At 65.7% G+C, this 12,772-nt stretch carries 10 protein-coding genes; 9 read left to right on the top strand and 1 reads right to left on the bottom strand.

Annotated features, from left to right (window positions below; genetic code table 11):
- The first annotated feature begins 30 nt into the window (after window positions 1-30).
- From AC1ROK_RS16830 to AC1ROK_RS16795, 8 genes are all read left to right on the top strand, one after another.
- The gene (locus tag AC1ROK_RS16830; RefSeq protein WP_056001474.1) at window positions 31-711 is read left to right on the top strand and encodes a TetR/AcrR family transcriptional regulator; all 681 of its coding nucleotides are present in this window, start codon (window positions 31-33) and stop codon (window positions 709-711) included.
- Window positions 712-935: 224 nt separating this feature from the next.
- Window positions 936-2,213: an ABC transporter substrate-binding protein gene (locus AC1ROK_RS16825; protein ID WP_492848945.1), complete on the top strand. Its 1,278-nt coding sequence runs from the start codon at window positions 936-938 to the stop codon at window positions 2,211-2,213.
- A 4-nt stretch (window positions 2,214-2,217) separates the two neighbouring features.
- Complete coding sequence (locus AC1ROK_RS16820; protein WP_492848944.1) at window positions 2,218-3,165, top strand: carbohydrate ABC transporter permease; 948 nt, start codon at window positions 2,218-2,220, stop codon at window positions 3,163-3,165.
- A gap of 45 nt (window positions 3,166-3,210) precedes the next feature.
- On the top strand, window positions 3,211-4,104 hold the full coding sequence (locus AC1ROK_RS16815) for a carbohydrate ABC transporter permease (RefSeq protein WP_492848942.1): 894 nt from the start codon (window positions 3,211-3,213) through the stop codon (window positions 4,102-4,104).
- A 337-nt stretch (window positions 4,105-4,441) separates the two neighbouring features.
- Window positions 4,442-4,837, top strand: coding sequence for an endonuclease domain-containing protein (locus AC1ROK_RS16810; RefSeq protein WP_492848940.1), 396 nt, complete (start codon window positions 4,442-4,444; stop codon window positions 4,835-4,837).
- Window positions 4,834-5,856, top strand: a complete 1,023-nt coding sequence (locus AC1ROK_RS16805) for a Gfo/Idh/MocA family protein (protein WP_492849251.1) — start codon at window positions 4,834-4,836, stop codon at window positions 5,854-5,856. The genes AC1ROK_RS16810 and AC1ROK_RS16805 overlap by 4 nt, the downstream gene beginning before the upstream one ends.
- Window positions 5,853-6,932: a Gfo/Idh/MocA family protein gene (locus tag AC1ROK_RS16800; RefSeq protein ID WP_492848938.1), complete on the top strand. Its 1,080-nt coding sequence runs from the start codon at window positions 5,853-5,855 to the stop codon at window positions 6,930-6,932. The genes AC1ROK_RS16805 and AC1ROK_RS16800 overlap by 4 nt, the downstream gene beginning before the upstream one ends.
- 148 nt (window positions 6,933-7,080) lie before the next feature.
- Complete coding sequence (locus AC1ROK_RS16795) at window positions 7,081-8,154, top strand: ABC transporter ATP-binding protein (RefSeq protein ID WP_492848936.1); 1,074 nt, start codon at window positions 7,081-7,083, stop codon at window positions 8,152-8,154.
- 383 nt (window positions 8,155-8,537) lie between these two features.
- On the opposite strand, the gene putA is transcribed toward AC1ROK_RS16795, so the two are convergent.
- Window positions 8,538-12,089 carry a bifunctional proline dehydrogenase/L-glutamate gamma-semialdehyde dehydrogenase PutA gene (putA, locus tag AC1ROK_RS16790; protein WP_492848934.1) on the bottom strand — a complete coding sequence of 1,184 codons (3,552 nt, stop codon included), beginning with the start codon at window positions 12,087-12,089 and terminating at the stop codon, window positions 8,538-8,540.
- A gap of 178 nt (window positions 12,090-12,267) precedes the next feature.
- Here putA and AC1ROK_RS16785 point away from each other — a divergent pair, with 178 nt between their 5' ends.
- On the top strand, window positions 12,268-12,744 hold the full coding sequence (locus AC1ROK_RS16785; RefSeq protein WP_492848932.1) for a group II truncated hemoglobin: 477 nt from the start codon (window positions 12,268-12,270) through the stop codon (window positions 12,742-12,744).
- The last annotated feature ends 28 nt before the right edge of the window (window positions 12,745-12,772 follow it).

The following is a 12,772-nucleotide window of genomic DNA, read 5'->3' as shown; positions in this document are numbered from 1 at the left end:
ATAGCCGCAACGGCGCGGGGAGTGAGATCGATGGCGAGCGAGGTGGCAGCGGTGAAGGTTCGGCGGCGCGCCGCCACACCCGCCCCGGTACGCCCGCGCGATGCCGAAAAGACCAAGGCCTCGATCCTCAAGGCGGCGCGCGACGAGTTCTGCGAAGAAGGCTTCAACGGCGCCCGGGTCGATGCCATTGCCGACCGCGCCAAGGCCAACAAGCGGCTGCTCTACCACTATTTCGGGAATAAAGAGGCCCTGTATCAGGCCGTCTTGCTCGACGCCTACCAGGAAATCCGCCGCGGCGAGCGCGAGTTGCGCATCAGCCAGTATGATCCGGTGGAAGCTATCGACCGGGTTATCCGGTTTACATTTCGGCACTTCCTCGCCAACCCGTGGTTCCCGCGGCTGCTCTCTGTGGAAAACTTGCAGAACGCCAAATTCGTCAAGCAGATCAAGAATCTCGACGAGATCCGCTCGCCCATTGTCGGCGAGCTGCAGGAGATCGTGAAGCGGGGCCACGCCGAGGGCACCTTCCGCACCGATGTGGACCCGATGCAGCTCTACATCTCGATCATTTCGCTCTGCTATTTCTACGTCTCCAACATGCAGACGCTGTCGGTGGTTTTCGGCAAGGACCTCAGCCAGTTCGCGCTGATCCAGGATCGCGAAGCCCAGGCCGTGCAGATGGTCGTCGACTACCTCCGCACCCGCCGCTGAACCGCTGCACGCCCCCCGCCGCAACGCCCTCGTCACCGGCCGAGCCCGGCGCCGGGCTCGGCCCGGGCGCGATTCTGCTTGGGCTTTGGTGCGGAACTGCACCTGCTTGACAGGCCGCACGTCCCGGCCCATGGTTGTAACCAGTTAGTTATTTAGCGCCAGCAAGAGCGCGACACAGTTCGGGGACAGCGCCGCTGACCTGAAAGACCTAACGGGAGGAATACATGACCATGAAGCTAGACCGCCGTCAGTTTCTGCTCGGCACCACGGCGCTTGCCGCCGCGGCGGGCATTTCGCCGGCCTTTGCGCAGGAAGCCCTGCGCCTGATCTTCTGGGGCAGCCAGGCCCGCGCCGACCGCACCTACGGCGTGACCGATCTCTACACCAAGGCCGGCGGCCCGGCGATCGAAGGCGAGTTCCTCGCCTGGAACGACTACTGGCCCAAGCTCGCCACCCAGACTGCCGGCGGCAACGCGCCCGACATCATCCAGATGGATTACCGCTACATCGTCGAATACGCCAAGCGCAACGCCATCGCCCCGCTCGACGAATTCGTCGGCGGCGCCCTCAACCTGGCCGATTTCGACCAGGACCAGCTCGATGGCGGCAAGGTCGATGGCAAGCTCTACGGCATCAGCCTCGGCGCCAACTCGGTGGCGCTGATGATCAACACCGCCGACTTCGAGAAGGCCGGCGTCGAAGTGCTCGGCCCGAACACCACCTACGCGGACCTGACCACGATCAGCGAGGCCTTCAAGTCCAAGGGCGTCGGCAAAGCGGTGATCGCCGACGGCTCGGTGTCCGAGCCGATGTACGAGAACTGGCTGCGCCAGCGCGGCAAGGCGCTCTACACCGCCGACGGCAAGGTGGCCTTCGACGAAGCCGACGCCACCGAGTGGTACAAGCTCTGGGCCGACCTGCGCGCCGCCGGCGTCTGCGTCAGCCCCGACGACCAGGCGCTCGATACCGGGCCGCTGGAAACCACCATGATTACCCTGGGCAAGGCCGCAGTGATCCCGTCCAACTCCAACCAGTTGGTGGCCTTCCAGGCGATCAACAAGGACAAGATCACCATCTCCAACTTCCCGCGCATCGCCACCGACGCGCCTGGCGGCCACTATCGCAAGCCCTCGATGTTCTTCTCCATCGCCGGCACCAGCGGGGCCAAGGAAGAGGCAGCGAAGTTCCTCAGCTTCTTCGTCAACGACCAGGACGCCAGCAAAGTGCTCGGCGTCGAGCGTGGCATCCCCTGCTCGAAGGCCGTACGCGACGCGCTCGCCCCGACCCTCGACGAGCAGAGCCAGGTGGCGCTCAACTTCGTCGCCAATCTCGGCCCGCTGCTTGGCGCCCTGCCCCCGTCCCCGCCGGCCGCCGCCGGCGAGATCGACGCTTCGCTGTTCCGCACGCTCGGGCAGGAAGTGGGCTTCGGCGCCAAGACTCCGGAACAGGCCGGTCCCGAGCTCGTCAAGGGCGCGACCGACATCCTGAACCGCGCGGCCTGACGTCATGACCGCGCCCGCCGTGGAGGCCGGAGTCCCCCATGCCGGGGGTGCGGTGTACCAATCGTGGTGGTCGAGGGTGTGGCAGAACCACGCCCCCGGCTACCTCTTCCTGATCCCGTGGCTCATCGGCTTTCTCGGCCTGACCATCGGGCCGATCATCACCTCGCTCTACCTGAGCTTTACCGATTTCGACCTGTTGACCGCCCCCGAATGGGTCGGCGCCGCCAACTACATCCGCATGTTCACGGCGGATCCGAAATTCATCGCCTCGATGCAGGTGACGCTGACCTTCGTCATCTTCTCGGTGCCGCTGAAGCTGGCCTTCGCGCTCGGCGTGGCGCTGCTGCTCAACCGCGGCATGCGCGGCCTGCCGCTTTACCGCGCCCTGTTCTACCTGCCGAGCCTGCTCGGCGCCTCGGTCGCCATCGCCATCCTGTGGCGCCAGCTGTTTGCCGGTGACGGGCTGGTCAACGATTTCCTCTCGGTGTTCGGCATCCAGGGCCCGAGCTGGATTTCCAACCCCCGCTATTCGCTGTGGACGCTGATCATCCTGTCGATCTGGCAGTTCGGCTCGCCGATGATCATCTTCCTCGCCGGTTTGCGGCAGATCCCGCAGGACATGTACGAGGCCGCCAGCCTCGACGGCGCCAGCCGCTGGCGCCAGTTCTGGAAGATCACTCTGCCGTTGTTGACCCCGGTGGTGTTCTTCAACGCCATCATCCAGACCATCGAGGCCTTCAAGAGCTTCACCCCGGCCTTCATCATCTCGGCCGGCACCGGTAATCCGATCAATTCGACGCTGTTCTACACGCTCTACCTCTACCAGGAGGCGTTCGGCTTCTTCCGCATGGGCTATGCCTCGGCGCTGGCCTGGTTCCTGCTGCTGCTGGTCGCCTGCTTCACCGCCTTCTCGTTCCTCACCAGCAAATACTGGGTGCACTATGATGATTGATGCACCCGTGTCGCTCCTCGCCCGTCCCGCCGAGGGAGCCGTCGCATGACCGTCACCGCCCCTGCCCCGCGCCTTACCGTCGTCACCGAGGCCTCGCCGGCCAAGCTCTGGCGCAAGCGCATCCTCAGCCTGCTTGCCCATGTGGCGCTGATCGGCGCCTCGATCCTGATGCTCTATCCGCTCTTGTGGATGCTCTCGGCGAGCTTCCGGCCGGAGAACGAGATCTTCTCGGGCACGCTGATCCCCGGCGAGTGGAGCCTCGACAGCTTCTTCCGCGGCTGGAACGGGCTGCGCGTCAGCTTCGGCACCTTCTTCTGGAACTCCCTGGTGATCTCGATCACCTGCGTAGTGGGCAACCTCATCGCCTGCTCAATGGCGGCGTTCGCTTTCGCGCGGCTCCGCTTCAAGGGCCGGAACTTCTGGTTCGCCATGATGCTGATGACCCTGATGCTGCCCGGCCAGGTGACGCTGATCCCGCAATATGTGCTGTTCCGCGAACTGGGCTGGGTGAACACCATCCTGCCGCTGGTGGCGCCGAAATTCCTCGCCGTCGATGCGTTCTTCGTCTTCCTGATGGTGCAGTTCTTCCGCGGCATCCCCAGGGAACTCGACGAAGCCGCGATGATGGACGGCTGCTCGGCCTGGCGCATCTACTGGAAGGTGATGCTGCCGCTCTCGACCCCGGTGCTGGCAACGGCCGCCATCTTCACCTTCATCTGGACCTGGGACGATTTCTTCGCCCCGCTGATCTACCTCAACGAGATGAAGCAATACACCGTGATGCTGGGTTTGCGGACCTTCACCGACTCCACCGGCGAAAGCGACTTCGGCGGCCTGTTCGCCATGAGCGTCTTGTCCCTGGTGCCGATCTTCCTGTTCTTCCTGTTCTTCCAGAAGCTGCTGATCGAGGGGATCGCGACGACGGGGATGAAACGGTGAGGGTTCGCTCGCCCACCTCGGCATCGCGCTTGCTGCCCCACCCCCTCCCGGCCTCCCCCATCAAGGGGGAGGTGTCGGGCCGGTGGATTGGGTTGGATCGTGCCTCCCACACTGAACGGCACCTCCCCCCCTTGTGGGGGAGGTTGGGAGGGGGGTGAGCTATGAGCACCGATCTCGAGAATAACGCCATAGCCCCACTATCGCGCCTGCGGCCCCACCCCCTCCCGGCCTCCCCCATCAAGGGGGAGGTGTCGGGCCGGTGGAATTGGCTGGATCGCGCCCCACACACTGAACGGCACCTCCCCCCTTGTGGGGGAGGTTGGGAGGGGGGTGGGCCATGAGCACCGACCTCGAGAAGAAGCTCCGCGCCAACTCCACTCCTCCGGAGAGGCGTATGTGGCGCCTGCTCTATCCGTTCAGAACGGGCGGCTTCCACTTCCGCAAGCAGGAGCAGACCGGCCCCTTCTACGTCGACTTCGCCTGCCATCATGCGGGGCTGGTCATCGAGGTGGATGGCGAGACGCACTATGTCGAGGGCGCCCAGCAACGAGACGCTAGGCGAGACGCGTTCCTGCGCGGCGAAGGCTACACCGTGCTGCGGTTCACCAATGACGATGTGATGCACAACCCGGAGGGCGTGCACACCCTTATCGCCACTGCGCTGGCAGACACGCCGCAGCGCCTCCGCTCCAGCAGCCACCCAGAACCATCCAGTCACGAAGACACGAGATAATGCCCATCAAATTCGCCGCTATCGGCCTCAACCATTCCCACATCTACGGCCAGGTGAACTGCCTCCTCCGCGAGGGCGCTGAGCTCGTGGCCTTCCACTCCCCCGAGGACGATCTCGCGGCCGAGTTCAGCGCCAAGTTCCCGCAGGCCAAGCGCGTTGCCGACCAGCGCGCCATCCTCGAAGACCCCGCCATCGCGCTGGTAATGACCGCCGCCATCCTCTCCGAGCGCGCCGCGATTTCGATTGCAGCGATGCGGCATGGCAAGGATGTGATGAGCGACAAGCCGGGGATGACCAGCCTCGAGCAGCTGGCCGAGATCAAGCGGGTGCAGGCCGAGACCGGCCGCATCTATTCGGTCTGCTATTCCGAGCACTTCGAGACCCGCTCCACCGTGAAAGCCGGCGAGCTGGTCAAGGCCGGCGCCATCGGCCAGGTGATCAACACGGTCGGCCTCGGGCCGCATGCCATCCGCAACAACCAGCGGCCGGCCTGGTTCTTCGATCGGCAGCTTTATGGCGGCATCCTCTGCGATATCGGCAGCCACCAGTGCGAGCAGTTCCTTTTCTTTTCCGGCACCGATACGGATGCCGAAGTGGTGTCGGCCTCGGTGAACAACCGTGGCAACCCCGGTAAGCCCGGGCTGCAGGATGTCGGCGACATGCATTTGAGGACCCCGACCACCACTGGCTACGTGCGGGTCGATTGGTTCACTCCGGCGGGTCTGCCGACCTGGGGCGACGGGCGGCTCACCATCCTCGGCACCGAGGGCTATATCGAGCTTCGCAAGTATATCGACATCGCCGGGCGGCCGGGGACTGATCACCTGTTCCTCGTCGACAAGCACGGCACCCAGCACATCGATTGTTCGGGTCAGGACCTGCCCTATGGGCGGCAACTGATCGCCGACGTGCTCAACCGCACCGAGACGGCGATGCCGCAGGTGCGCGCCTTCAAGGCGATGGAACTGGCGCTGACGGCGCAGAAACTGGCTGAAGTCGGGACGGTTTGGCAGCAATGAGCAGGGTTTACACAGTCGCTGTAGTCGGCGGCGGCATCGGCAAGAGCCACATCGTCGAGGGCTACGAGACCAACAAGGACCGCTTTAAGGTCATCGCCATCTGCGATCTCGACCCGACGCGGCGCAACGCGCTGGCCGACGAGTTCGGCATCGAGCGGCGGGTCGAGAATTTCGACGACCTCTTGGCAATGGACGATCTCGACATCATCGATGTCTGCACCCCGCCAATGGTGCATTACCCGATGGTGACGGCGGCGCTGAAAGCCGGCAAGCACGTGATCTGCGAGAAGCCGCTGGTCGGTTCGCTCGCCGAAGTCGATGAGATCATCGAGCTCGAAAAGCAGAGCCGCGGCAAGCTGATGCCGGTGTTCCAGTATCGCTACGGCAACGGCATCGAGCAGGTCAAACGCATCATCGAGGCGGGGATCGCCGGCAAGCCCTATGTCGGCACCGTCGAGACGCTGTGGCGGCGCGGGCCGGATTATTACACCGTGCCCTGGCGCGGCAAATGGAAGACCGAGCTCGGCGGCGTGCTGATGACCCACGCCATCCACCCGCACGATATCTTCACCTACCTGATGGGCGAGCCCAAGAGCCTGTTCGGCCGGGTGGCGACGCGGGTCAACACGATCGAGGTGGAAGACTGCATCTCGGCTTCGCTCGAGATGGAGAGTGGCGCGCTCGCCAGCTTCACCGCGACGCTCGGCTCGGCCGATGAAATCAGCCGCATCCGGCTGGCCTTCGAGCACGTCACCTTCGAGAGCGATCACGAGGCCTACAACCCCGGAAAACTCCCGTGGAAAATCCTGCCGCGCAACGACGAAACCAAGGCCAGGATCGAGGCGCTGCTCGCCGACTGGCAGGATGTGCCGTCGCGGTTCCAGACCCAGATGCGCCGCTTCTGGGATGCGCTCGAGGGACTGGGGCCGATGCCGGTGACTTCGAAGGACTCGCGGCGGGCGCTCGAGATCGTCACCGCGTTCTACCATTCGTCCGAAACGCACGAGGAGGTAAGCTTCCCCGTGACCGCAGGCCACCCGAAATACCGCAGCTGGTTGCCGGAGGGGTTTCGATGAGGAGTTGCCGCCCCACCCACGGAGTCATTCCCGCGAAAGCGGGAACCTCCGTTTCGGAATGCGCCGCGAGCACCGCAAACAGAGTTTCCCGCTTTCGCGGGAATGACCCGGTGGGCAATTGCACTGCCCCTGTGGAGGAGAGCATCTGATGTCCACCAGCGTTGTCCTGCAGCAGGTCGAAAAGCGTTATGGCGATGTGGAGGTGATCCACGGCATCGATCTCAACATCGACCCGGGTGAGTTCACCGTGTTCGTCGGCCCCTCGGGCTGCGGCAAATCCACCCTGTTGCGGATGATCGCCGGGCTCGAGCCGATCTCGGGCGGCAGCCTTTTGATCGACGGCGAGCGGATGAACGAGGTGCCGGCGGCCAAGCGCGGCATCGCCATGGTGTTCCAGAGCTACGCGCTCTACCCGCACATGAACGTCTACCAGAACCTTGCCTTCGGGCTGGAAACGGCACGGGTGCCCAAGCCGGAGATCCAGCAGCGGGTGCAGAAGGCGGCTGATATCCTGCGCATCGAGCCGCTGCTCAAGCGCAAGCCCAAGCAACTCTCGGGCGGCCAGCGCCAGCGCGTCGCCATCGGCCGGGCGATCGTCCGCGAGCCCCGCATCTTCCTGTTCGACGAGCCGCTGTCGAACCTCGATGCCGAGCTGCGCGTGCAGATGCGGGTGGAGATCGCCAAGCTCCACAACGACCTCGGCAACACCATGATCTACGTCACCCACGACCAGGTCGAGGCGATGACCATGGCCGACAAGATCGTCGTGCTGCAGGCCGGCATCATCGAGCAGGTCGGCGCCCCGCTCGAACTCTACAATCACCCGCGCAACCGGTTCGTCGCCGGCTTCATCGGCTCGCCCAAGATGAACTTCCTCGAAGCCAAGGTGGAAAGCGCCGATGGCGCGGGCGCCAAACTCCGCGCCGGCGGCAGCGAGATCGTCGTCAACCGCCAGGTCGGCGCCGGCGACGCGGTGACCTTCGGGGTGCGCCCCGAGCATATCGGCCTCAACGAGGGTTCAGGCGTCGAGCTGGCCAAGGTGAAGGTCGACCTGGTCGAGCAACTGGGCGGCCAGACCATGGTCTACACCACCACCGCCGACGGCCAGACGCTGACCATTGCTGTGGATGGGCAACGCCCGGTGGAACTGGGCTCGTCGCTCACGGCCTATGTGGATCCGGCGCGGTACCACGTGTTTGCACAGGATGGGCGGGCGATCTAGGGGCGCGCCTGACTGAGAGAGACGGCCCCCCTTTCCCTTCTCCCCTCAGGGGAGAAGGTGGCGCGTAGCGCCGGATGAGGGGTGAAGCGGTGCCTCCCGCTGGAAGAGCCAGCATGCCGAGAGGCTGAACCCCTCACCCGAGCTTCGCTAGCTCGCTGACGCTCGCAAGCTGCGCTTGCCCTCTCCCCTCAGGGGCGAGGGGGACGGCCCTCCCCGTCTTGCCCTTGAGGGGGGTGAGCTGCTGTGCCGGGATCCTCGTCCCACCCATTGTTCCATGAACCCGACAGTCAGGTGGTGGCGCTCGGCTTCCCACGCGATCCATTCGGCTCGTCGTCTGGTCCCAGCACGACCCTAGCCACGATAGTGCTCAAACTCTGCTCCAGTCACTGCCCCGCCAGCAACTCCGCATTGCCGCCGCTGGCGGTCGTATCGATGCACACATGCCGCTCGATGATCAGCCGCTCGGCGTCGCTCGGCCGGGTGACCAGCGGGATGATCATCCCCTCACGGCGCGATAGCGCCTGTCGCCACGGCCGCAGATCCGCATCGGTGCCGAAATGCATGATGGCATCGACGTTGAGCCCAGCCTCGATCGCGGCCGGCGACAGCTTCTTGTCCAACCCGCCGATCGGTTCGCCATTGGCGCCGAGCGCTTCGGCGATGCGGCTGGCGCCGGGGGCGACGACCAGCACACCATTGCCCTGCTCGAGCGCCAGCGTCGCCTGCTGCAGCGCGCTTTGCGTATCGGGTCCGAGGCAGAGCACCACGCCGCGCGGCCAGGTATAGAGCGTGTTGGATTCGCCGGTCGGCCCGGGCAACAGCTCCTGCGCCGGCTCGATCCCCACCCGCTCGATGCCGATCTTCACCTGGTCGACCGCTGCGATGGCAAAGCCGATCGAGAGGCCGGAGAGCGGGTTGACCCCGGTGGAGGGTTCGAACGCTTCGGCCGGGCGCCAGAAGCGCTTCAGGTAATTCGGCCCGCCCGCCTTCGGCCCGGTGCCCGAAAGGCTCTCGCCACCGAAGGGCTGCGAGCCGACCACGGCGCCGATCTGGTTGCGGTTGACATAGATATTGCCGGCGCGGATGCGGTCGGAGAGCTCCTCCACCCGCCCGTCGATGCGGGTGTGGAGCCCGAAGGTCAGCCCGTAGCCCGAAGCATTGATGGCGTTGACCACCGCGTCGAGATCTTCGGCCTTGAAGGTCGCGACATGCAGCACCGGCCCGAAGATTTCTTCCTTCATCTCGGCAATGCCGGAGACTTTCAGCACCGTCGGCGCGACGAACGTCCCCTGCTCAGGCGCGGCCAGCTGGTGCAGCACCGCGTCGCGGGCGGCGAACTCGGCGATATAGGCGTCCATCTTCGCCTTGGCCTTGCTGTCGATCACCGGGCCGATATCGACCGACAGATCCCAGGGGTCGCCGAGCTTCAGCTCGTCCATGGCGCCATAGAGCATTTCGAGCGTCCGCTCGGCCGCGTCTTCCTGCACATAGAGGATGCGCAGCGCCGAGCAGCGCTGCCCGGCCGACTGGAAGGCGGAAGCGAGGATGTCGCGCACCGCCTGCTCGGGCAAGGCGGTCGAATCGACGATCATGGCGTTGAGCCCGCCGGTCTCGGCGATCAGCGCCGCGCCGGCGGCGAGATTGTCGGCCATCTTCACGTCGATCGCCTTGGCGGTGGCGAGCGAGCCGGTGAAGCACACCCCGTCGATACGCGGATCGGAGGTGAGCACCGAGCCGACCACCGGGCCGGAGCCCGGCACCAGCTGCACCACGTCCTCCGGGATGCCGGCCTGCACCATCAGCCGCACTGCCAGCGCCGCGATCAGTGGCGTGGTCTCGGCGGGCTTCGCCAGCACAGTATTGCCGGCAACCAAAGCCGCGGCGATCTGGCCGGTGAAAATGGCGAGCGGGAAATTCCACGGCGAAATGCAGGTGAACACCCCGAGCGGCTGGCGCGGCTCGCTCGCCTCCGCCTCGGCGGCGTAATAGCGAAGGAAATCCACGGCTTCGCGCACTTCGCTCACCGCATCGTTGAGGGTCTTGCCCGCCTCGCGGGCGCAAAGCGCGAAGAACTCGGCGGCATTGTCCTCGTAGAGATCAGCGACCTGCCGGAGCAGCAGGGCGCGCTCGGCCACCGGCCGCGCCGCCCAGCCGGGCGCGGCGTCGCGCGCCGTGGCAATGGCCAGCTCCAACGTCTCCGGCCCTGCCCCGATGGCGTCGCCCACCGGCTCGCCGGTGGCGGGGCTGATGATCGAAAACTGCTCGCCTTGACTACCGGCGACCAGCGACGCCGGCACGGCGTGCCAGCGCTTCTCGCTCGGCCGGAAGCGGTCGCGATCGGCGAGCAGATAGTTGACTGCCAACGGGTCGGTCAGGTCGTGCCCCCGCGAATTGCGGCGGCGCGGCGCGAACAGCTCTGCAGGCGCCCGCACCTTGGCGACAGCGCTTTCCACCGCCTCGAACGGATCCTGCACCACCGCCGCGGCCGGCACGTCGCGATCGGCGATCATGTTGACGAACGAGCCATTGGCCCCGTTCTCGAGCAGGCGCCGCACCAGGTAGGCGAGGAGATCGGCATGCCGGCCGACCGGCGCATAGATGCGGGTGCGCGTCTGCTGCTCGTCGTGGATGATCTCGTGCAGCCGCTCGCCCATGCCATGCAGGCGCTGGAACTCGAAGGCGTCGTTGCCGACGCCGAGCCGCTGCGCCAGCTCCAGCACCGCCGCGACGCTGTGGGCATTGTGAGTGGCGAACTGCGGGTAGATGCGGTGCGTCTTCGACAATAGCCGCTTGGCGTTGGCGATGTAGCTGACATCGGTCGCGGGCTTCCTGGTGAACACCGGGAAACCGCCGAGGCCCAACACCTGGGCGCGCTTGATCTCGCTGTCCCAATAGGCGCCCTTCACCAGCCGCACCATGATGCGACGGTCGAGTTGCTCGGCCAGCGCTTCGATCCAGTCGATGACATGGCTGGCGCGCTGGCCATAGGCCTGCACCACGATGCCGAACCCGTCCCAGCCGGCAAGCCGCTCATCGGCCAGCACGGCGGCGATCACGTCGAGGCTGAGGTCGAGCCGGTCGGCCTCCTCGGCATCGATGTTGAAGCCCATATTGGCGCCGCGCGCCATCATGGCGAGGGCGAGCGTGCGCTCGACCAGCTCATCCATCACCCGCTCGCGCTTCATGAACTCGTAGCGCGGATGCAGCGCCGAGAGCTTTACCGAGACGCCCGGGTTGTCGCGCACCGACCCGGCAGTGGAGCGGGTGGCAAGCACCGCGATGGCTTCGGCATAGGCGGCGCGATAGCGCTTGGCGTCGGCCTCGGTGCGGGCCGCCTCGCCCAGCATGTCGTAGGAATAGGTGAAGCCATCCTTCTCGGCCCGGCGGGCGATGCGGGTCGCTTCCTCGATGTCGCGGCCGAGCACGAACTGCGACCCCAGAATCTTCATCGCCTGCATCACGGCAGAGCGGATCACCGGCTCGCCGATGCGCTGCACGAAATTCTTGATGGTGCCGGCAATCCCTGCCCCGCCCTCGCGCAGCACCGAGCCGGTGAGGGTAAGCGCCAGGGTGGAGACATTGACCAGCGCCGAATTGGCGCGGTCGAGATGCTCGGCCCAGCGCGACGGCGCGATCTTGTCCTCGATCAAATCGTCGATGGTGCGGTTGTCGGGCACCCGCAGCAGCGCCTCGGCAAGGCACATCAGCGCGATGCCCTCGTCGGTGGAGAGCGAATATTCGGCGAGGAAGGATTCGAGCATGCCGCTCGATTGCGCGGCGCGCACCTTTTCCACCAGCTGCTGCGCCCGCTGCCCGATGGCGGCGCGGTCGGCCTCGCTCAATGCCGCGTCGGCCGTGAGCCGCGCGATGGTTTCGGCCTCGTCGGCCAGAAGTGCTGCCCGGATGCGGCCGCGGAGTTCGTTGAGATCGCCCATTTATGCCCCCGTGCCGTGAACTGTGGCACGCGTCGCTGATTTGTGTGGGGAAAATGTGATGGCGGCAACAGCAATTTTAGGTGGACTAAAGTCGCACTGATCTTGCCTGCCCAACGGGCCAGCTTGCCGCAGCGTCGGCATGCCATGCACCCTCCGGCCAACGAGGAGATCAAAGCTCATGACCGATTCAACAGCCGTTCCGACGCTCAGCACGTGGGCGGGCGGCGAGGAACGCATCGCCGCGCTGACGGCGCGGTTCTATCAACGGGTGCCGGCCGATCCGGTGATCGGCCCGGTATTCGCCAACATGGACCCTAGGCATGCCGCGCATGTCGCGAGCTTCATCGCCGAGGTGTTTGGCGGCGGCACGCCCTATACCGACCATGGCGGCTCCCATTCGGGCATGATTGCCCACCATCTGGGCCGCGCCCTGACCGAGGCGCAGCGGAAGCGCTGGATCGAGCTGATGCTGGAGACCGCCGACGAGGTCGGCCTGCCCAGCGACCCCGAGTTCCGGGCGGCGTTTGTCGGCTATCTCGAGTGGGGCACGCGCATCGCCGTCATCAACTCGCAGCCCGGCGTGTCGGCGCCAAAAGACAACCCGCCAATGCCGGTATGGGGCTGGGGACCGCCGGGCGGGCCGTATCGGGGCTGATGGCGGCGCGCGGCATTGCTGCCGTAGA

This window comes from Devosia sp. GW821-FHT12F11, from assembly GCF_058806655.1.
Note: the sequence above shows the minus strand (reverse complement) of the source record. Positions and strands in the feature narration are given on the sequence as shown.

Bases quoted from the DNA above. Each gene is read 5' to 3' on its own strand.
- AC1ROK_RS16820 (WP_492848944.1), top strand. From the start codon at position 2,218: ATGACCGCGCCCGCCGTGGAGGCCGGAGTCCCCCATGCCGGGGGTGCG.
- AC1ROK_RS16785 (WP_492848932.1), top strand. From the start codon at position 12,268: ATGACCGATTCAACAGCCGTTCCGACGCTCAGCACGTGGGCGGGCGGC.
- AC1ROK_RS16825 (WP_492848945.1), top strand. From the start codon at position 936: ATGACCATGAAGCTAGACCGCCGTCAGTTTCTGCTCGGCACCACGGCG.
- putA (WP_492848934.1), bottom strand. From the start codon at position 12,089: ATGGGCGATCTCAACGAACTCCGCGGCCGCATCCGGGCAGCACTTCTG.
- AC1ROK_RS16795 (WP_492848936.1), top strand. From the start codon at position 7,081: ATGTCCACCAGCGTTGTCCTGCAGCAGGTCGAAAAGCGTTATGGCGAT.
- AC1ROK_RS16810 (WP_492848940.1), top strand. From the start codon at position 4,442: ATGAGCACCGACCTCGAGAAGAAGCTCCGCGCCAACTCCACTCCTCCG.
- AC1ROK_RS16830 (WP_056001474.1), top strand. From the start codon at position 31: ATGGCGAGCGAGGTGGCAGCGGTGAAGGTTCGGCGGCGCGCCGCCACA.
- AC1ROK_RS16815 (WP_492848942.1), top strand. From the start codon at position 3,211: ATGACCGTCACCGCCCCTGCCCCGCGCCTTACCGTCGTCACCGAGGCC.
- AC1ROK_RS16800 (WP_492848938.1), top strand. From the start codon at position 5,853: ATGAGCAGGGTTTACACAGTCGCTGTAGTCGGCGGCGGCATCGGCAAG.